This is a genomic window from Dyadobacter diqingensis, assembly GCF_024220585.1.
Taxonomy (GTDB): Bacteria; Bacteroidota; Bacteroidia; order Cytophagales; family Spirosomataceae; genus Dyadobacter; species Dyadobacter diqingensis.
Genome location: NZ_JAMXKF010000013.1, coordinates 87,359 through 109,384, shown reverse-complemented (window position 1 = coordinate 109,384; position 22,026 = coordinate 87,359). Strand labels below are relative to the sequence as shown.

General features: G+C 44.5%; 12 protein-coding genes. 4 read left to right on the top strand and 8 right to left on the bottom strand.

Annotated elements, in window-relative coordinates; genetic code table 11:
* The first annotated feature begins 323 nt into the window (after window positions 1-323).
* Both M1L62_RS26850 and M1L62_RS26845 read left to right on the top strand, forming a co-directional pair.
* Window positions 324-3,662 carry a SusC/RagA family TonB-linked outer membrane protein gene (locus M1L62_RS26850; RefSeq protein ID WP_254562746.1) on the top strand — a complete coding sequence of 1,113 codons (3,339 nt, stop codon included), beginning with the start codon at window positions 324-326 and terminating at the stop codon, window positions 3,660-3,662.
* Between the two features lie 7 nt (window positions 3,663-3,669).
* Window positions 3,670-5,130, top strand: a complete 1,461-nt coding sequence (locus tag M1L62_RS26845; RefSeq protein WP_254562745.1) for a SusD/RagB family nutrient-binding outer membrane lipoprotein — start codon at window positions 3,670-3,672, stop codon at window positions 5,128-5,130.
* 105 nt (window positions 5,131-5,235) lie between these two features.
* Here M1L62_RS26845 and M1L62_RS26840 read toward each other — a convergent pair whose 3' ends face one another.
* The gene (locus M1L62_RS26840; protein WP_254562744.1) at window positions 5,236-7,038 is read right to left on the bottom strand and encodes a M61 family metallopeptidase; all 1,803 of its coding nucleotides are present in this window, start codon (window positions 7,036-7,038) and stop codon (window positions 5,236-5,238) included.
* A gap of 127 nt (window positions 7,039-7,165) precedes the next feature.
* On the bottom strand, window positions 7,166-7,444 hold the full coding sequence (locus tag M1L62_RS26835) for a hypothetical protein (RefSeq protein WP_254562743.1): 279 nt from the start codon (window positions 7,442-7,444) through the stop codon (window positions 7,166-7,168).
* Between the two features lie 23 nt (window positions 7,445-7,467).
* Here M1L62_RS26835 and M1L62_RS26830 point away from each other — a divergent pair, with 23 nt between their 5' ends.
* Both M1L62_RS26830 and M1L62_RS26825 read left to right on the top strand, forming a co-directional pair.
* Window positions 7,468-11,232 carry a hydantoinase B/oxoprolinase family protein gene (locus M1L62_RS26830; RefSeq protein ID WP_254562742.1) on the top strand — a complete coding sequence of 1,255 codons (3,765 nt, stop codon included), beginning with the start codon at window positions 7,468-7,470 and terminating at the stop codon, window positions 11,230-11,232.
* Window positions 11,233-11,328: 96 nt separating this feature from the next.
* Window positions 11,329-12,492 (top strand): NRAMP family divalent metal transporter, encoded by a 1,164-nt coding sequence (locus tag M1L62_RS26825; protein ID WP_254562741.1) that lies wholly within the window; start codon window positions 11,329-11,331, stop codon window positions 12,490-12,492.
* 9 nt (window positions 12,493-12,501) lie between these two features.
* Here M1L62_RS26825 and M1L62_RS26820 read toward each other — a convergent pair whose 3' ends face one another.
* The 6 genes from M1L62_RS26820 to M1L62_RS26795 form a co-directional block, all read right to left on the bottom strand.
* The gene (locus M1L62_RS26820; RefSeq protein WP_254562740.1) at window positions 12,502-14,673 is read right to left on the bottom strand and encodes a hypothetical protein; all 2,172 of its coding nucleotides are present in this window, start codon (window positions 14,671-14,673) and stop codon (window positions 12,502-12,504) included.
* Between the two features lie 288 nt (window positions 14,674-14,961).
* Entirely contained in the window at window positions 14,962-16,398 is a 1,437-nt protein-coding gene (locus tag M1L62_RS26815; RefSeq protein WP_254562739.1) for an APC family permease, read from the bottom strand.
* Between the two features lie 255 nt (window positions 16,399-16,653).
* A complete protein-coding gene (locus tag M1L62_RS26810) occupies window positions 16,654-17,913 on the bottom strand; it encodes an NAD(P)/FAD-dependent oxidoreductase (protein ID WP_254562738.1) in 1,260 nt (419 codons plus the stop codon).
* Between the two features lie 152 nt (window positions 17,914-18,065).
* A complete protein-coding gene (locus tag M1L62_RS26805; RefSeq protein WP_254562737.1) occupies window positions 18,066-19,064 on the bottom strand; it encodes a 4-hydroxyproline epimerase in 999 nt (332 codons plus the stop codon).
* A 107-nt stretch (window positions 19,065-19,171) separates the two neighbouring features.
* On the bottom strand, window positions 19,172-20,659 hold the full coding sequence (locus M1L62_RS26800; RefSeq protein WP_254562736.1) for an aldehyde dehydrogenase (NADP(+)): 1,488 nt from the start codon (window positions 20,657-20,659) through the stop codon (window positions 19,172-19,174).
* A gap of 231 nt (window positions 20,660-20,890) precedes the next feature.
* Window positions 20,891-21,829: a dihydrodipicolinate synthase family protein gene (locus M1L62_RS26795; protein ID WP_254562735.1), complete on the bottom strand. Its 939-nt coding sequence runs from the start codon at window positions 21,827-21,829 to the stop codon at window positions 20,891-20,893.
* Window positions 21,830-22,026 lie beyond the last annotated feature (197 nt).

The window sequence follows — 22,026 nt, the reverse complement described above, 5'->3', positions numbered from 1 at the left end:
ATATTCCTGTTTTATACTTTGTCCAAAAGGTCACATCACCGCTAAAAGCCTGTGTTTGTGGCCTTTTTCTTTTCTTACAGAATACACAATCTGAGACATTTAATGAGTAAACGTTAAACTATGTATTATAATTTGCCATTTTATTAAATATTCCATATAATTCACTACATAATACATACATCACAAAATAAACACCAACACCAAGTTAATATCGGTAAATAATTTGGCAATTAACAAGAAGAATTTGCAAACTGCGAGGGGTAATTTTACGATCATTTTTACCTAACGCAACCTAAATGAAACAACCTAACTTAATTTTACCCATGCGCGTCTGTTTAGTTGCGCTCATTGCATTTTTTTGCCTGCCGGCAGATATAGTCAGAGCAGCACCGGTAAAGCAATTTTCAAAAACTGCTGACATTGAAATTTCCGGTACGATTACCTCCAAGGATGATGGCAGTGCGCTGCCGGGTGCTTCTATTTTAGTAAAAGGGAGCTCCAACAATGGTACGACCACTGATGCCGAAGGTAAGTTTCGTCTCAGCGTTCCTGAAAACAGCGTATTGGTCGTAAGTTTTATCGGTTTTACTTCGCAGGAAGTACCGGTAAACGGACGCAAGCTTCTGGACATTACTTTGGTCTCGGATTTGAAACAGCTTAACGAAGTTGTCGTGACGGCCCTGGGTATGACAAGACAGAAAAAATCATTGGGTTATTCCATCCAGGAAGTGAAGGGGAATGACCTGGTTCAGAGCAATGAGCAAAACGTATTGAACTCACTTTCCGGAAAAGTAGCGGGTGTGCAGATCACCTCTGCGAGTGGTGCCGTAGGATCGGGTTCACGTATAGTACTGAGAGGTAATAACTCGTTTGGCAATAATCAGCCTCTGTTCGTTGTAGACGGTGTTCCTGTCAGCAATTTCTCCACAGATGTTGGCTCAGGTGGTTCAGTCGATTATGGTAGTGCCATCTCGGAGATTGACCCGAACAACATCGCCTCGATGTCGGTTTTGAAAGGGGCAAATGCGGCGGCTTTGTACGGTTATCAGGCTGCAAACGGGGTTATTTTGATTACAACAAAAAACGGTAAGGGCTCTGGAAACAAAATGTCCATTTCCTATTCCGGTGGTTTTTCAACTGAAAAACCTTATATCCTGCCTAAATATCAGAACTCATACGGCCAGGGAAAATACGGCGAAGAATACATGTGGAAACAATATCAATCGGGGGCGATCAGCCTGAGCGATATCGGCGCCGATGAATCTTTGAAGCCGGGCAGTTATCAGGACTGGGCACAGCAGATTGGTTTTTCTTACAAAGACGGACTTGGAAACGGTGTCAACGACGGTGTGGACGAAAGCTGGGGACCACGTTTGGACGCCGGCCTGAACATCCCACAATACAACAGCCCGCTTGATGCCAATGGAAACCGCATCGCGACACCATGGGTATCACATCCAAATAACGTAAAAGACTTTTTCAGAACGGGTTATACCATCGATAACTCCATTGCAGTTACCAACGCGACCGATCATGGCGATACACGTCTGTCTTTCAGCAATCAGAAACAGGTTGGGACTATACCAAACACGGATCAGAAAAGATATACCATCCAGTTAAACACGACGCAGCAATTAACAAAACGACTAAAAACCAACGCGTTGATCAACTACGTTCGTACAGAAAATGACAACCTGGTTGGACAAGGTTATAACAGCAATAACCCGATGCAGTCGATCGGTGGCTGGTTTGGCCGTCAGGTTGATATGAACGATCTGAAAGCAAACTATGAAAAAACATTTGCGAACGGGATGCCTTACAACTGGAACAACAACTTCCACGACAACCCGTTTTTTAACGTAAACAAGAGTACGCACTCCCGTAAAAAAGACAGGATGTATGGCAATGTAAGCGCGACTTACAAGTTCCATGACTGGCTGACAGCGATGGTACGTGTTGGGCAGGATTGGTCCAGCGAGCGTCGTAAGGAGTTAACGTACAACAAATCGAATTCGACACTTACCAGCATGGCCGACAAAACCTGGGGTGGTGGAAAATTCAAGGAATGGCAATACAGTCTGAGCGAATTTAACGCCGACCTTATTTTAACCGGTGGCGGTAACCTGACCAAAGACCTGTCTTTACACTATACAGCCGGTGCCAACTATCGCAACAACCAACAGATTAACAGCTCTCTGGGCGCCGACCAGCTTACCGTGCCGAATCTTTTCACAATCAGCAACACCAAAGGTTCTATCGTTTCGAGTATGAAAACGACGGAATTACGCTCAAACAGTATCTTCGGACAAGCTTCACTTGGCTACAAAGAATCACTTTTCCTAGATCTGACCGCACGTAACGACTGGAATTCAACATTACCGAGCGACAACTGGTCTTACTTCTATCCATCCGCCAGTGCGAGCTGGGTATTCACCAACATGCTTGACATCAACCCGTCGATCCTGCGTTTTGGTAAATTGAGAGCAAGCTGGGCAAGTGTAGGAAATGGCGGAAGCCCGTATTTGTTACAAGCTCCCTATGTAGCCAACGCTTCCGGATTTAACGGAACAACACTATACAGTATTTCAAGCACATTACCTCCGCTGAACCTGAAACCTGAAAAGGCAAACAGCACGGAAATCGGAACGGAATTGCAGTTCTTAAACGGCCGTCTTGGATTGGATGCGACTTATTACAAAAAAGTAACGACCAACCAGATTATGCAGGTTAACATTTCGAACTCAACAGGATTTGAAAAATTGCAACTGAACGCCGGTGAAATTGAAAACAAAGGTGTGGAGATTCAGCTGAACCTGGGCATCATCCGCAAGCCTGAAGGCTTCAACTGGGATATGAACGTGAACTGGGCAAAAAACAGCAGCAAGGTTAATAAACTATACGAAGATCCGGTTACGAAGCAAAAACTGGAAGCCTACAACATCACAAGTGCATGGAGCTTAACTGTGGATGCTATTCCCGGACAGGCTTATGGCGTAATGCGTGGCAATGCGTTTTTACGTGACGAAGCCACCAATGCGATCATCATCGGAAGTGACGGTTTGCCAAAATATACCTCAGCACCGAAAGTGGTTGGCAATGTAATGCCTGACTGGGTTGGTGGTATTACCAACAGTTTTTCTTACAAAAACGTAAGACTAAGCTTCTTGCTCGACATGCGTAAAGGTGGTGATGTTTTCAGTGTGACACAGTGGTTCGGCCTCCAGTCGGGTGTATTGGAACCAACGGTGGCAGGTGGCATTCGTGAAAACGGACTTGTCGTTGGACAGGATGTTTTGAAAGGTGAGAAAGTAATGCTTGAAAATGGCGAGCCTAACAACATTCGTGTTGGCGCAAGAGATTATTTCCAGAGCCTTTGGGGCGGTAAAGAAACTGGTATCATCGACGGGAGCTTCATTAAACTCCGCCAGATTGAACTTGGTTACACGTTGCCTTCATCATTGACAAACAAAGTGACCTGGTTAAAAGGAGCAGGTGTTTCGTTTTTCGCACATAACGTGGCTTTGCTTTACACCCACAAAAGTAATGTGGCTCACATTGATCCTGAAACAGGGTTCGGTGTTGGTAATGATGGATTGGGTATTGAACAATATCAGATTCCTTCCAACAGAAGCATCGGTGTAAAACTTAATGTTAAATTCTAATAGCGACATGAAAAAAATAACATCCTATATATTGTGCATCGGACTTTTGGGTTTTTCTGCCCAGTCGTGCACCAACGAGTTTGAGGATATCAATACAAACCCAAACAGCCCTGTTGAAGCACCGATCACCAACGTATTGGCGTATGTTCTTCAGGATTTTGCAGCGAATTATTTTGATGCATGGGGCAACATGAACGAACCCGAAACATACAGCGGTCATCTTGGAAAAATTCAATATGTGGACGAAGCCAGATACATGTATCGCAGCGGCACCATCAGCGACCTTTGGAAAAAAGCATATCGTGACCTGAAAAATGCACAGGCTATTATTGCTCAGGCCGACAAAACACAGGCGACCAATATGAAGGCGACCGCCATGACGATCCAGGCTTACATTGGACAGATCGCAACGGATCGCTGGAGAGATATGCCTTACTCGGAAGCGATCAAAGGTGATGAAGGATTTATCACACCAAAATATGACAAGCAGGAAGATATTTATCCTTTGCTGATCAACCAGTTGAAAACAGCGGCTGATCTTTTCGCCGCAGGCGGGACCGATCCGCTTGGAGAAGGTGATTTGTTGTATGCCGGAAAAGTGGCGAAATGGCAAAAATTCTGTAATTCATTACGTCTTCGGGTGGCTATCCGTATCTCTGGTGTCAATCCGGCTTTGTCGAAATCGATTATCGAAGAAATTGCAGCGAATCCGGCAAAATATCCTGTTTTCAGCAGCAATGAAGATAATGCGTTTTTCAACTGGGTTGGCACAAGTCCCTACATCGAACCATGGAACAGCGACTTCCGCTCACGTGACGACCACGGACCAAGTGCACCGTTAGTTAATACTTTGACACAGTTGAATGACCCACGTTTGCCTGTTTATGCTAAACCTGCTCCAAGCGACGGTGTATACAGAGGTGTTGAAATTGGCCCGATAAGTTCACCAACGATTTCTCAGTTTTCAAGAATCGGTGTAAGGTTCCGTGAAAACGCGGCAGGATTTTCTCCGTTCATGCGTTATTCAGAAGTTCTTTTCATCCTGTCCGAAGCAGCCTTAAAAGGCTGGAATGTAGGTAGCCTAACTGCCGAAAAACTTTATGAAAATGCAATCACTGCCTCGTTGCAGGAAAATGGGATCACCGACGCCGCCGTAATTACCAAATATCTGAGCGGCACTGGTGTAAAATGGGATGGCGCAACGACAAAGTTGTACACACAAAAATGGCTTTCCTTGTTTAAAGATGGTCATGAAGCCTGGGCCGAGTCGAGAAGAACGGACGTTCCTTTACTTCCGGCGGCGAGTGGTTCTCCTTTCCCTGGCCACACGCGCCCACCGTTCCGTTACCCATATCCGGCGGAAGAAACTACTCTTAACGGTGCAAACAGCGCCGCTTCCATAGCCGATGTAAAAGACAATTTGTGGGGCAAGAAAATGTGGTGGGATACGAGAACGGGAGTTAATTAATTGTTAAGGCCGGGTCGCCGGTGCGATTAATTATTGAGACAAAAAAGGCGCGTGCATCGGATCGATGCACGCGCTTTTTTTGTCAGCTTGTCAATTACTAACTTTTTATCTGCCCCAGTCTTTCAGGATTGCTGCCTGTAATTTATCCGGGTTAGCCACCGGTTTTATGTCAAACGACCTTTCCGATTTCGTTCCCAGCACAACGGGAATGGATATTTTCGTATCATTTTTGATGAGATTCAAGTGCAATTTATCGCCGGCTTTCTTTTCTGCAAACAGGTAGGAAATATTTTGGTTACTCGCCGTTACCCCGTCAACATCCAGCACAACATTTCCTCTGCGAACGCCCGCCTTCCAGGCCGGCGAGTCCCAGTCAACACTGGTAACAATCAAACTGTCATTTTGCAGCTTTGTCTTTACGCCCAGATAAGCTCCCGAAACCTGTTTTGGTTTCACATCAATATCAAGTCCGGCGTAGTTAAAATATTTTACATAATCCAATTCCTTAGTAGTATATACGTAATGAAAAATTTCATCCAGTGAAGTCCCTGCTATTTTTTCACAAACCTTCCGAAACTCCGCTTCGGTAAATCCGCGCTGCTGCTTTTGATAAAACTCCTCGTATAACGTCCGCATGACATCATCCAGCGATTTCTTGTTTTTCGTTTCATGCCTGATCTTAAAATCAAGGAACAAACCCACAATTGGACCTTTAATGTAGTAAGAAATCGTTTTATTAAATTCGTCATTAACCCTTCCGCTCGGTCCGTCTGACCAGGTTTCCGCACTGGCCTGTGCCAGAGACTGGTACAATCTGCCGGGCTGCGTTTCCAAAGATAAAATGAGAGATTTAAAAGCGGTCAGCATTTCCGCCTCCGTCATAAGTCCTGCACGATCCAGAATCGGATATTCATAATAAACTGTCAAACCCTCTGATACCCAAAGCAAATTGGTTTTACTCCCACGGTCATAATTAAAAGGTCCGAGCTCAACCGGACGGATCCGTTTCACATTATAATGATGAAAATATTCATGGGTCAAAAAACTTAACAGTCTGATTTTACCCGCCGGATCTCCCAGTTCAGCGCCTCCAAAACTTACCGCTGTTGAGTTAAGATGTTCAATACCACCTCTCCCCGGCCCTATCGCCAGAAATGTATAATGTTTGTAAGGAATGTCACCGATAACAGCAGAAGCTTCTTCCACCATTTTTTTCAGATCCTGCATGAACCCAACCCGGTCAAAATCGCCCATTTTATAACCAATGAAACGATGTGGAATCCCCTTCACTTCAAAAGCAGGCAATTCTTCCAGATTCCCGATCAGTATGGGGCTGTCGTACAGAATATCAAAATCCGGGGCGGTATACGTAAAATCTTTCCCCGGAATCAAATCAAGACCTGTTGCCACATTTTTCCAATTATCAATTGGTTTTATCGCGATTTCTGCCGGTCTTTTAATCTCATTTTCAGGGTAAAGGCACACACTCGCCGGAATAATATAACCATGTTCCGCATCCAGAAAACTGGTTCCCACAAATTCACGGGAGGTTATTACATCATATGCTACTTTCACAACCTTGGCCTTACCTTTTTCGATCTGCCAGGCATTTTTACCTTTTTTCTTAAATTCAAGTGTTTTTCCTTCCTCATCTTTGGCAACGAAATTGGCAACACCGTCTGCAAAATCCATGATCTGGTAATATCCCGGCGACCATGCCGGCATTTTCAATATAGATGTTTCATGTGGCCCGGTTTTATATTCCATGACAACATGAAAGGTGTGATTCCCGGGATTGGCCATCGTCACAGAAAATCTGACAGGATCCTGGGTTTGTCCAAAACTTACGACCGATTTAAATAAAAGGATAGCAATGAAAAGCCAGTAAAAAGGAGCGTTTCTCTTCATGATTGTAGTAAAAGGGTGATAATAAATTCAACGGCGAAAAGCGAAAAAATACAATTGTTAAGATAGCAATAAAAAACAAAAAGCTCCGTAAGGAGCCTTGATTTTTTCAGGTGTGTATAAAATAATTTTACTTTAAAGTCTTCTGCACATCAAGCACAAAATTCTCTTTAACATTTGCGAAGTTGGCTATTTCCGCAACAGTAAATCTTTCGGCAGAAAGCAGGTTTTTAACAACCTCTATTTTACCTTGTTCCAATCCTTCCTTTCTAGCCAAATCAAGTACCAATTCTCTGATCCCCATACTCTTTCGTTTCTCGGTTAATTTTTCAATTTCCTTATCAAATTTAAGATTATATCTATTCCCTTGAATGGTTTTATGCAAAATACCGTGTAATTTGGTAATCATTATTTTGCGCTAAACCAATCATTTTGAATACTTCAAAAACGCCAGTCTGGAAAATCAGTATTGATACCGGCGGTACATTTACCGACTGCCTTGCCATTAGCCCGGCAGGAACAAAAACCAGAATTAAAGTTCTAAGTTCCTCTCGTTTAAGAGGCAGAATCAATCGAAAAGTCACTGACAACACGTATAAATTTTCGTCTCCGTGGGAATATGCTGCGCACTTACTCGAAGGTTATACACTCAGGATTGGCAATACAGAAAAAACAGGCCGGGTTGTTTCCTTAAATCATACAGCCCGAACACTTCTGCTGGATACCGATCTGTCAATACCCGACAATACGGATTTTGAATTATTCAGTGGCGAGGAGGCTCCCATTCTGGCAGCCCGGTTACTTACAGAAACCGCTTTAAAAGACCCGTTACCTCCTATTGACATGCGGCTGGGAACAACCAGAGGCACCAATGCGCTATTGGAAAGAAAGGGGGCAAAAACACTACTTGTCGTCACCAAAGGCTTTAAAGATTTGCTCTACATCGGCAATCAGCAGCGTCCGTCTCTTTTTCAGCTTAACATTCCCGAACCTGATTTACTGTATTCGGATGTGATTGAGCTGCATGAACGGATCGATGCGGAAGGCAATATAATCAAGGAGTTGAACAGTACCGATTTTAGCCTTTTTCCGGGAATGCATTTTGAATCTATCGCCATTTCTCTGCTCCATTCTTATCAAAATGACGAGCATGAAAAGGCCATAACTGCGGCTTTTGAACAGAACGGCGCAAATTACGTTTCGGCATCATCGGCACTTTTCCCTTTTTCACATTACCTGAGACGCACCCAGACGGCCGTCGTCAATGCATACCTTGCTCCCGTTCTGGATCAGTATCTTTCCAGTATTAAAAACGCCCTCAACGAAGGAAGTCTGAAAATCATGACCAGTACCGGCAGCCTTTCCGAACTGAACGGTTTCCGGGCTAAGGACAGTTTGTTGAGCGGCCCCGCGGGCGGTATGGTCGCTGCTACCAACGCAGCCCAACAAATGGGTTTCCCCAAAGTGCTGACATTTGATATGGGTGGTACCAGCACGGATGTCGCAAGGATTGACGGACTTCCCGAACTAAAATATATCACAGAAATTGACGGAATCGAGTTCCATAATCCTACGCTGGCGATTGAGACCGTTGCGGCGGGTGGCGGTTCTGTGTGCTGGTTTGACGGTTTCACATTGCAGGTCGGCCCGGAAAGTGCAGGCGCTTCCCCAGGTCCGGCATGTTATGGAGCAGGCGGACCGCTAACAATCACGGACGTAAATTTACTCCTGGGAAAACTCGATCCTGCCAAATTCGGAATTCCAATCAGGCAGGAAGCGGCGCGGGCTGCTATTGATAAGCTGCGTGAAACTATTTTTGAACGGAATGGAAATACGCTTTCCAATGCGGAAATTTTAACCGGACTGGAACGTATTGCCAACGAAAAAATGGCTGATGCAATCCGGAAAATTTCCGTTGAAAAAGGTATCAGTCCCGCAGATTATGCGCTGATGACCTTTGGCGGCGCGGGCGGACTGCATAGCTGCCAATTGGCCGATCTTTTGGAAATTGAAAACGTTATTATCCCATATGATGCCGGACTTTTCAGCGCAGTCGGGATTGGCGAAGCCCTGATCAGCACCATCGTTTCAAAACAGATACTACTACCCTGGGAAACGGCCGAAGCAAAAATCGATTTCTGGAAAAACGAGCTTTTGAGCAAAGCGGGGATTGAGTTAAAAGTACAGGGAGTAAATGCTTTCGATGTATCTTTCTGTTCGGTTTTTCTCCGTTTCGCCGGACAGGAAAATACGATTGAAGTTCCACTGGACGACCATAACACGATTGACAATTTTCAAAAAATATACATCGCGCAATTTGGCTATTATCCCGAAAACATCACGGTTGAACTCGAAAGTATCAAACTGAAAGTGCAGGAAAAAACCGAGCCTGCCGTAGCCAAAACCGTTCAAAAAGATGGTAAATACGCGGCTCCTTTACGGGAAGTTTCTTCATTATTTAACACACAAAACACATTTACCGGTCTTTACGAATGGGATTTACTAAAAGCAGGTGATGAAATTTCAGGTCCTGCGATTCTGCTCAATCGTACTTCGACAGCCTATATTCCCAAAAGCTGGAAACTGGTCATTCAGGAAAATAAAGATGCGGTTGCCTTCAAAACGGCTGGCGAAAATATTACGTCGGAGGCTCATAGTGAAGAAGTTGCCTTGCAGCTTTTTACCAACCGTTTCAAAGCCATCGCCGAAGAAATGGGGGTCCAGCTTCAACGTACAGCATTTTCAGTAAATGTTAAAGAACGGCTGGATTTCTCTTGTGCCCTTCTTGATCCCGATGGCGATCTACTTGTTAATGCCCAACATATTCCCGTGCATCTGGGCAGTATGGGAATTTGCGGCAGGCTGGTAAGGGATGCGGTAAAAATTGGCCCCGGCGATGTGATTATTACCAATCATCCCCGATACGGCGGCTCACATTTGCCTGATATCACGTTGTTAGCCGGCGTCTTTACAGATGCCGGAGAGTGTCTAGGTTATGTGATCAACCGGGCACACCATGCCGAGATCGGTGGAAAAACACCTGGTTCTATGCCTCCTGATGCCACCTGTCTCATGGAAGAAGGTGTCGTTATTTTCCCTCAATATCTGGTAAAGAATGGTGTATTTCAATGGGATACCATACATGAACTTTTCACAGCCTGCGAGTATCCGACACGCAATTTCCTGTCTAACGAAGCTGATATTGCCGCTGCTTTGTCAGCCCTTCGAAAAGGAAGTCAGCAACTGCTTAAACTGGTTGAAATCCACGGTGTTGCAACGGTCAGGAAATACATGAATTTGCTGAAAGAAAGTGCCATTTTGCAATTAAAAAATGCCTTACAGCCTCTTGAAGGCAATACATTTGTAGCCACAGAATATCTCGATGACGACCATCGCATCCAGGTTTCCGTTTCAATATCAGCAGAAAAACAAATTTTTGACTTCACGGGTACTTCTGACGTACATCCAAACAATCTGAACGCCAATATCTCTATTCTTTACAGCGCGATTCTGTACGTTTTAAGGTTGCTGGTCAACAAAGAAATTCCTTTGAATGATGGTTTGATGAAAAATGTTGACATCATTTTACCTGAAAACAGCTTCCTCAATCCTGACTTTTCCGATGATCCTTTCCAGTGTCCAGCGGTTGTTGGAGGCAACACGGAGGTAAGCCAGCGGTTGGTTGATACGTTGTTGAAAGCATTTGGTCTTGCCGCGTGCAGCCAGGGTACGATGAACAACTTTTTATTCGGAAACGAAAAATTCGGGTACTATGAAACCATCGGCGGCGGCGTTGGAGCCGGTCCGGGATTTAAGGGGAGAGCAGCTGTGCATCAGCACATGACCAATACCCGGATCACCGATCCTGAGCAACTCGAAAGGAAATACCCTGTCCGTCTACTCGAATTTGGCATTCGTAAAAATTCCGGCGGCGACGGGAAATTTGATGGCGGCGACGGCATTGTCAGGAAGGTCGAATTCCTTGAATCCTTGCAGGTTACCATACTCGGGCAGCACCGTAAGTATGCACCGTATGGATTAAATGGCGGCCAGGATGGAAAACCCGGCGAACATACCTTAACCACGGCCAGTCATGTTGTCACCAAATTACCCGGAATATGTAGTTTCGAAGTTCATAAAGGTGATATATTGACCATCGAAACCCCTGGCGGCGGCGGATATGGCGTCATGGAGTAATTTGATTTGTTTAAATTACATAGAGGTTCACAGAGCGGACGCCGCGCTGTGGTTCTCTGTGCAACCTTCTTTTTCACGCCAATAAATTAGAAATAAATGGCTTCGAATAAATCGTCCAAAGCACTGCTTGGTGCTGCATTTTTAATGGCAACATCAGCCGTCGGCCCCGGTTTTTTGACCCAGACCACGGTTTTTACGCAGCAGCTCGCCACCAGCTTTGGCTTTATCATTTTAATCTCGGTTGTCATAGATCTTTGCGTTCAGTTTAACATCTGGCAGATCGTAACTGTTTCCGGGAAACATGCACAGGATCTCGCCAATGAGCTTTTTCCAGGACTGGGTTATTTGCTGGCATTGCTGATCGTCATTGGCGGACTTGCATTTAACATTGGAAACGTGGCAGGTGCAGGATTGGGTATCGAAGCCATGACGGGTATTCCGGTGGCAACCGGTGCCGTAATCAGTGCAGCGATGGCGATTGGCATTTTCCTTTTTAAAGAAGCCGGAAAAGCCATGGACAGTTTTTCTAAAATACTGGGATTGATTATGATCGGGCTGATACTCTACATCGCCTTCACATCTAATCCACCGTTTGCAGAGGCAATTCACCATACTTTTATTCCTGAAAAGTTCGATCCGGTTTCAACCCTGACGCTCGTTGGCGGGACTGTTGGCGGCTATATTTCATTTGCGGGTGCACACCGTCTGCTCGATTCCGGATTTAAAGGAGAAACTGCCTTACCACAGGTCAACCGTGGTGCTGCCACGGGTATTTTGTTAACGGCAGTTATCCGTTATTTTTTATTCCTGGCCACTTTAGGAATCATTCTGACAGGCGCACAAATCAATCCTGAAAACCCCACGGCATCGGTTTTCGAAAACGCAGGCGGGCAACTCGGCCGGCAAATGTTTGGACTGATGATCTGGTCGGCGGCAATAACTTCGGTCGTCGGAGCAGCTTACACATCGATATCATTCCTAAAATCTTTTCATCCGTTGCTGGAAAAATATCAGACCTATCTCACCATTCTGTTCATTCTCATATCAACAAGTATTTTCCTGCTCGTCGGCAAGCCTGTAAAAGTGCTGATTTTTGTCGGGACTTTAAACGGATTTGTTTTACCGGTTGCGTTAATCATTTTATTAATCGCAAGCCGGAAATCCCGCTTAATGGGGAGTTATAAACATCCGCTTTTACTGCAAATTGCAGGCTGGCTGGTCGTGCTGGTTTTATTCGGATTGAGCGTGAAGTTATTTTGAAAAACCGGCTTAAAACAACTTCCGCTCACAACTCGTTTTTTTCAGTTTAACAAGATAAAATAACGGAGCGTGGTAAATGGCCTCAATGTTGTCAGCAGGAACAAACCCTTTCAACAACTCAGGATCATCACCCAGAATATAATCGTAGCAGAAATCTTTTTGGGCATTTTTCAGCACCATAAATTCCTTCTTGTAATAGATATATTCCATCATGCCCGGATTTTTTTTACGGGTCGCGAGCGCACTCCAGTAATTATAAAAACCGAGTTCCTTTCTGAACAAAATTCCCACATTCTTGCCCTCTCCTTCGACATGATCCAGCAGAGGTTTAACACTATAATAGTTATCCAGATGACTTAAAAAGTATCCTTTTTCACGATCGGTTGTAAATACTGTGGACGATTTATCATCGTCGTAATAACCCAGATTTTCCAAAACCCCGAAAATTTCAGCCCGTTGTCCGTAAGCAGGCCAGTTTTTTATCGGATGGCAACGGTCCTTGCCCGGAAATACATAATACGCCGACAGTGCCTTTTTAAAAACTTCTTCCTGCACGCTGTCTGCCGCACAAATGGCAACAGGAATATGCCCCAATGCCTTTTTGGTAAAATATCCCAGCGGAATTAACGACTTATTGGGGTTACCATACACAAAAACGGAAGAAACCAGCAACAGCGGGATGATCAGGTAAGGGATTTTCCACCTCAAAACCTCGCAATAAATGTAAGCGACCAATATTCCTCCCATCGCGAAAAACGGCATATGCGTCCTTGAACTCCATAACTGGAACTTCATCATGGTACAAAAAAGGATAAAACCCGTCAAAGCACAAATCCAGAGCCACTTCACTTTCCATCGGTTTTTAAGGAAAAACAAAGGCAAACAGGCCAGTGCGATCAGCCACAGGTGTATTGTATTGGGCATCATATCTTCATGTACCGAATACCGGACAGAAAACGGATCCAGCCTTAACCTGAGGTCGTTCACGTCAACACCGAGCCAGTCATGGAAATTCCGGATTTTAGTATCAAGAAACTGATTAAATCCATTGTTCGGAAGTCCAAGATGCAATCCAACATTTTTGACAATGCCAGATGCCGCAAAGGCAAGGGAATGTTCATCAATGGGTATTTTTTCAGAGAAAAAACGGGAGTCCTGAGGCGGGCTCATCACTTTGCCAAATAATTCATAGTTCCGGTAAAAAAACGGCCCGAAAGTTACGACCATAAATACCAGCGCCAGTGTCAAAACTTTTGCGGAATAAACAATGCCATACTGCGCCAGAATGCGAACGGCGAAGTAAATCGTAAAAGGAATGCCGAAAATAAAGACTGTATACTTTGAAGATCCGCCAAAGGAAAGCGATAACAAAAATGCTACCAGCGTAACGGCCGATCTTTCCCCAAGCAGTTCAAAACCGAAATACACGTAAGAAATAAAGAAAAAGCAGGCAACATAATCAACCTGGGCACTCGTACTTTCAAAAATCCCGATGGGCAAAGTCAGGAGAAAAGCAGCGGCTAATAACTGCCCGTCAGCCCTCATACCGACTTTTTTTGCCAGTAAACTGATCCCGGCCAGAGAGCCGATAAATGCACCAAACTGCACCAATCCCGCGTAGGCATCAGAGCCCGATAACAGTACGCTATGCAGCACAAGGTATTCGGCGAATACATTCAGATAAAGCTGCTGAATATGCTGGGTAGGAAAATGATCCAGATTACCGTTGCTTACCCAAAAGAGAATTCTGTTGAGGTGATAACTGTGGGCATCGAAATTGTTAGGAGGCGGATAAACAGCCAAAAATAAAAGCGGTAAGACAAAAAATATCAAAGCAATAAAGATCATCGTTTTATTGCTTTTGCTCAGACCTTTGAGTTGAACGACATCTGTTAAGTCGTTATTCAGCCTCACAAACGAAATTCTTCCGGTTGTGTTCCAATACACCAACAAGCCTGATAAACCGATCACTTCCACCAGCCAAAATAGCAAAGCAGATGTTGAATTAATCGCGTTGAAGTAAGAAAACGACTCGTTATAAATAAACACCACAATACCGTTGGCAATGAGCGAAAGTATAAATGATGTACGAATGTCAGAGAATAAACCTTTCCGTGGGGAGGTAAGAAAAAAGAGAACAAAAAATAAAAAAACAGAAATCAGGGGTAGAAAAAAGTTCATGAATTACCGGTTGTATCTGTTGGTTTTAATTACGCTTTTTCAAGTTCGGTGTGTGAAAGTTACCTAAAAAACGTACAAATCTTACAAAAAAAGCACATTCGGTATATATATCAGTCAGGTCAGTACCCGGTTTTTATCGTAAAGTTATTTTCCGGCAAGATTTGAGACACAAGAATTTATTCTATTACATTCAAGATTTTCAACCCGTTATCACAAAAAAAGACAGGATTGACGATAGCGAGGCTTTTGCTATTGTCAATCCTGTCAGGATCTTCCTTGTTAACTAAATTAGTTATCCGCAGTTACAATTTCCTTTTTCGCGATCAGGTAGTAAACCGGAATACCCAATAACACGATGATCAGTCCGGGCCAGGTATATTCAGGTTTAAAAATGATGAGCAACACGCAAAACGCGATTCCCATAACGATGTAAATAATCGGTAAAAATGGATAACCGAAGGCTTTGTAAGGTCTGTCTGCATCGGGTCTCTTTTTGCGTAATATAAAAATTCCGATGATCGTGAGCATATAAAACACTACGACAACAAACGAAATCATATCCAGAAGATTTCCATATTTCCCGCTCAAACTCCAAAGCGAGGCAATGATACACTGGATCCAAAGACCAAATTCCGGTACAGAATTTTTGTTGAGCTGTCCCACTTTTTTGAAGAACAAACCATCCTTGGCCATGGAATAATAAACACGGGCACCGGACATAATCAACCCATTGTTGCAGCCAAAGGTCGAAACCATGATCATAATGGCGATGATGATTGTTCCTGAATTTCCAAAAATTACGTGAGATGCTGCTACCGCCACACGGTCTTTATCGGCTGATGCAATTTCAGGTAATGACAAAACACCTGTATACATCACGTTTGTCATCACATAGATGACCGTAACAATGATTGTTCCCAACGCCAGACTTAATCCGATATTACGCTGTGGATTTTTAATTTCCCCTGCGATAAAAGTTACATTATTCCAGGAATCACTGCTAAAAATCGAACCCACCATCGAAGCGGCAATCGCACCGAACGCAGCAAATGTTGTGTAAGATTCTATACTTCCGTCGATACTAAGTTTATGCAAATCCCACATCGACGCAGCATCCCAATTGACGCTCCATATTTCCGGCTTCATGAAAAGCAAGCCAAAAACGATAAGTCCAAGCAAACTTAACAGTTTTGCAAGTGTGAAAGTCGTCTGAATGATTTTACCACTATTGACACCACGTGTATTGATAAACGTCAGAAAAACAATGATGACAATAGAGAGCAACTGCGCCGGCGTTATCTGAAGAAATCCGAGGTCAATCGCGACAAGATCTTCACTGAAAACAGGCAACAGATAGGCCGTAAACTTCGCAAACGCCACGGCAACTGCCGCAATGGTGGCTGTCTGAATTACCGTAAAAAAGCTCCATCCGTATAAAAAGCTGATCAGTGGGTTATAAGCCTCTTTCAGATAAACATATTGTCCGCCTGCCTTTGGAAACATCGCACTGAGCTCACCATAACTTAATGCAGCCGTCAGGGTCATGAACCCTGTAATAAGCCATACAAACATCAGCCAGCCCACACTTCCGGTGTTTCGGGTTATGTCCGCGCTGACAATAAAAATCCCTGAGCCGATCATACTACCAGCTACTAACATGGTGGCATCTACAAGGCCCAGGGAAGGTTTAAAAGAAGTATTTTCCGACGTACTTTCTTGTGACATATAAGGGTTAGATTTACTTAGGCATGTTTAACAGGTGAAAGCTACAATATTATTTCAGAACTTTAAAACTTCAATTTCTTTTAAAAAGCGCCACGACCGGTATTAATAAAATTCTAACTATTAATTTTTATCAGAATAATGTTTCAATTAACACCCATTTCATGAAACTTTCCGCAAGTATCTTTCTATTGTACAATAAGTAACCCTAAAAGACAAATGAGTTATTAACACACTTTTAGAGTTACCCTATTGCCGTTAGTTATAACGCTGCGGATCATAAATCGAGATGTCCACCGAAGTGTTGCTTCGGTCAGCCAGCTCCGCGACAATTTTACCTGTGGCAGGCCCAAGACTTACGCCCATCATACCATGTCCACCAGCCACGATCAGGTTTTTTAGTTTTTGGCTGTAACCCAGATAAGGCAGTCCATCCGGCGAGCAGGGCCTGAACCCGTACCAGATATCCTTCACTTTTGGCAGCGCAGTTTTTAAATCAGAATAATATTCAGGTATTGAATTTACAATCCCCTCCACACGGTTCATGTTAACTTTGTCATTTACCGGCGCAATCTCCATGGTTCCGCCAAAGCGCACCTGCCCGTTCATTGGCGTTACGGCCACCCTTGCCTCAATCAGCAGGGAAGGATGGATGATTTTATGTGTATCGTTCGGCTCCATAAATGAATAACCTTTTCCGGGCATCACCGGAATGGTCAGCCCGGCCAGCTTCGCAAGCTCAGGAAGCCAGGTTCCCCCGGTCATTACCACAAGATCGCCTTGTACATCACCGGTTGATGTTTTAACGGCCTTAACCTCCCCGTTCTGGATATCAAAACCGGTTACGCCGCTATTGGTTTTAATCTCACCGCCATTTTTTTGGATATATCTGATCAGCTGCGGGATCAATGCATTAGGATATAAATGTGCATCACAACGATAATGTACCGCTCCGATCACATCAAGATTCGCATGCGGTTCCAGTGCCTGAACTTGTTCCTTATCAAGAATATCGACATCCAGCCCCAATTTCTGCGCATCACGTCCCACATGGATTTCTTCTTCTCCGGCTTTTTCCGTTTTGTAAAGCATCAGGATCCCTTTGGTTTCCAGGCCAAAATCAAAACCAGGATCTTGCGCCAGATCCTGGTACAGCTGCCGGCTGAACAAATGATAGTCGCGAAGGTATGGGGCCGAGTGTTCCACATGACTGGCAGTGGCACTTTTCATGAATTTCAAACCCCAGGAAATCAACGAGAAATCCAGTGAGGGTTTTACATAAAACGGGCTGCGGCTGTTGAACATCCATTTGATTCCTTTCGAAATCATACCCGGAGCCGCCAGGGGAATAAAGTGACTGGGAACAATCATTCCGGCGTTTCCGTAAGAACAGTTGTTTGTCATATCACCCTTATCCAAAACCGTCACTTTCCACCCGCTCTTCAAAAGATAATAGGCGGAGGCCAATCCCATAATACCTCCACCGATGATTACAACTTTTCCTTTTTGTTTGTCCATAGCGTTTAGCTAATAGCCGTTAGCATCACGCTTTGGCTACCGGTTTAATTGTTAATGGTTGGTTGTTAATTATTAATTGTACAGTTATTGTTGTAAAGTGAATCGGATGATTACGAAAGCTAAAACCCAACAACTAACAGCCAAAAAGCTTCCTAAATTACCTGGAAGCCGTACGCATACGGATCCTCGTCATCGATGATGATGGTGTTATATCCTGTCACCATCGCCCAGCCTTCAATGCCCGGGATAATTGCCGGCTTATCGCCAATCGAAACTTCGTCTTCGACCGTGCCGATAAACTTGGATCCGATGATACTTTCGTGAATAAACTGATCGCCTTTTTTGAGCTTACCTTGGGCATGCCATTGCGCCATCCGCGCCGAAGTTCCTGTTCCGCATGGTGAACGGTCAATCGCCTTATCACCATAAAAAACGGCATTTCTGGCGGTGGATGTTGGATCTAACACAGCGCCGGCCCATAAGAAATGGCTTAATCCGTTGATATGCTCGTTTTCAGGATGAACAAAAGTGTATTGCTCATTCATACGTTTCCGGCAAACACGGCTCCAACTGATCAGCTGGTCTGCGGTGTAATGTTCCAGCCCTTTGAAGTTTTCCTGTGGATCCACAATCGCATAGAAATTTCCACCGTAAGATACATCCACCGTCAAGGTTCCCAAGTCAGGACATTCAACCGTCAGTTTTTCAGCAGCTAAAAATGATTTTATATTAACCAGTTTTACCGATTTTACCTTTTTGCCTTCCTGCACATATTCGACCAGCACCAATCCTGCCGGTGTTTCCAGCCTCAGTTTTCCGGGAATTTTCGGTGTAACCAGCCCTTCTTCGATGGCAATGGTTACGGTTCCAATCGTTCCATGTCCGCACATCGGAAGGCAGCCGCTTGTTTCGATGTACAAAACGCCGATGTCATTTTCCGGATCAACGGGTGGATAAAGGATACTCCCGCTCATCATGTCATGTCCGCGTGGTTCGAACATGAGCCCTTTTCTGATCCAGTCAAATTCCTTTAAAAAATGAAGCCTGCGCTCCATCATACTGTTACCTTGCAATAACGGCCCGCCTCCGGCAACCACTCTGACCGGGTTGCCGCATGTATGGGCATCTATACAGAAAAAAGTCTTACGCATATAGTATTGGCTTTCGGCCGTCGGCAATCAGCTGTCGGCTTGGTGCCTCCGGCTTTAATATTTTTAAATACTTTAAAATGCTGGTGAAAAACACGTGAACCGATGGCCTAGAGCTGATCACCGACGGCCCCCTTCGTTTTTTCGTTATTCACCGTCCGCCAGATATTTAACGGATTGGCATTTTTCAATTCATCTGGTAAAAACGCATCAGGCCAGTTCTGAAAACTCAGCGGTCTTACAAAACGCTTGATAGCATCCGCACCAACAGAAGTATAAGCTCCATTGCTGGATGACGGGAACGGGCCTCCATGATGCATGGATTTGGCAACTTCAACGCCAGTCGGGAAATTGTTAAATAATATCCTTCCACATTTGGTTTGTACCAGTGAAACGATTTCTTCGTGCGCAGCGAGATCTTCGTTTGTTGCAAAAAGTGAAATCGTCAGCTGTCCTTCCAGTTTTTCAGTCACGGCCAGCACTTCGGACGCATCCTTGCATTGAACGATCAACGCAAACGGTCCGAATACCTCATGCAATAACGCCGGATTAACAAGCAATTCGACACCTGCTACCGAAGCAACAGTTGGCAAACCCTGCCCCTGACCAGCCTCCGTCGCAGAAACTGCCAACACTTCCACGCCCGACTGCCCGATTACTTTTTCACGGCTTTCCGCATAACCTGCTGCAATTTTTTCATTCAGCATGGAGCCGGGAGCGATTTTAACAATCTCTTCTTTTAAAGCTTCAATGAACTTATTCAGTTCATCGCCGGCAATACCGATGACCAATCCCGGATTAGTACAAAACTGTCCAACACCCAGGGTCAGGGATCCTGCATATTGTTTGGCCAGTTCCTGAGGGGCGCTGACCAGCTTTTTTGGCAACAAGAACAACGGATTCACACTACCCATTTCAGCAAATACCGGTATCGGTTCTGCACGTTCATTGGCCAGATCAACCAGCGCTTTTCCACCGCGGTAAGAGCCCGTAAAACCAACCGCTTTCACCAATGGATGACTGACAAGCTGCTGTCCGGTTTCATAACCCGAACTATATACGTGTGCGAAGGTGCCCTCTGGCATACCGCTTTTCACCACGGCACGACTTATTGCGTCCGCCATAATTCCCGAGGTTTTCGGATGGCCTTCGTGTGCCTTTACAATAACCGGACAACCCGCAGCAATGGCACTGGCCGTGTCACCACCGGCTGTTGAAAATGCAAAAGGGAAATTGCTCGCCCCAAAAACGGCAACCGGCCCCAGGGGAACGGATGTTTTTCTCAAATCAGGTTTGGGAGGAGTGCGCTCTGCATTGGCTGTATCAATGCTGGCATCCAGCGAATCGCCTCGCTCAACAGCATCGGCATAACTTCTCCATTGGAAAATCGTTCTGCCTTTTTCCCCGATCAAACGGGCTTCAGGTAAATGAGATTCCGCCTGGCCCGTTTCGATCAGTTCCGGACCAAGCGCCTCAATTTCGTCAGCAACGGTTCGCATGAAAGCGATTCGTCTGGCAAGCGGTAAATTTTTAATGATCAAAAAAGCCTCCTGTGCTTTCTCTACCAGATTATCTAATTCTTCTTTTGAAACATTCATATTTTGCAGCTTTTAGTGGTTAGCTATCAGCAATTAAAGAATTATTTTTCAGTCTGTTTATTCTAAATTTCATTAAGGCCGTTCCCAGCCTTCTGTTTACAGAAAATCACAACGTTAAATTTCACGTTCGACTCCACCAATATCTCCCAGAAAGGGATACTTTGATGGAGTCAGAAATTCACTTTTGGCCTGTTACTCATGAACAGGTTTTATCTGTAGTGATTCAACGGGTTATGCAACCGACGAATCAACGATAAGATTCAAATAATCAGGCAAAACAGGCTGTGTTTCGATTGCTTTGTTGATAACGGCCAAAACGCTTTCTCTTTCTGCACCTTCCAGTAGCAAACGTGGCGCTCTTACAAACTCCGACCCGATGCCCATCAGCGTGGCGGCAAGTTTAATGTTCTGGACCAGTTTCGGATGAATATCCAGTTCCAGAAGCGGCAGATACCACCTGTAAATAGCCAGTGCTTCCTGATAACGTCCTGCATTAACCAGGTTAAAAATAGCAACCGTTTCTTTCGGGAAAGCATCCACCAAGCCGCCAACTACACCGTCAGCACCCAGCATAACCTCTTCCATGATCAACGTATCTACTCCGCAGAAAACCTTGAAGCGATCTCCAAAGCGGTTGAAAATACGTGTCACATTGCTGACATCCCGTGTCGATTCCTTGATCGCCTGAATGTTCGGATATGCCGACAATTGCTCGAACATGTCAAGCGTTACTTCAATTTTATAATCAACCGGATTGTTATAAATCATCAGCGGCAACGAGGTATTCTTGGCGATCGTTGAAAAATAAACAACCGTTTCGTTGTCGTCAGCTTTGTAACGCATCGGAGGTAATACCATCAATCCGTCCGCACCGATCGACTCGGCCTCTTTTGCGATGCTAACCGCTTCCGCAGTAGATTGCTCGGCAATACACAAAACAACAGGAAGACTTTTATCCAATGTTTTTCTTGCGAATTTTACCAGTTCATTTTTCTCAGCTCTTGTCAAAGTACTTGCTTCGCCAAGTGAACCTGCTACAATAACCCCTGTGATCCCGGCTTCCACCTGAGCCAGCAGGTTCTTTTCAAAAAGATCAAAGTCGATTGTATCGTCCGCAGTAAATGGTGTTACGAGCGCAGGAAATATACCCTGCCATGATGCCTTGTCCATAATATATGTATTGATAAAATAAATGAATCTGATTTTCAACAAAGGTAAATGCTGAATTCCCCCGAAACATTTCAGGTATTAATCAATAATAAACAGATTTTAACATAAATGCAGCTGACCCACCATCCGAAAACAATGAATCAACTGCAAAAGCTCTTTTCGGTAAATATATATTCGTTTTTTTTAACCAAATACAA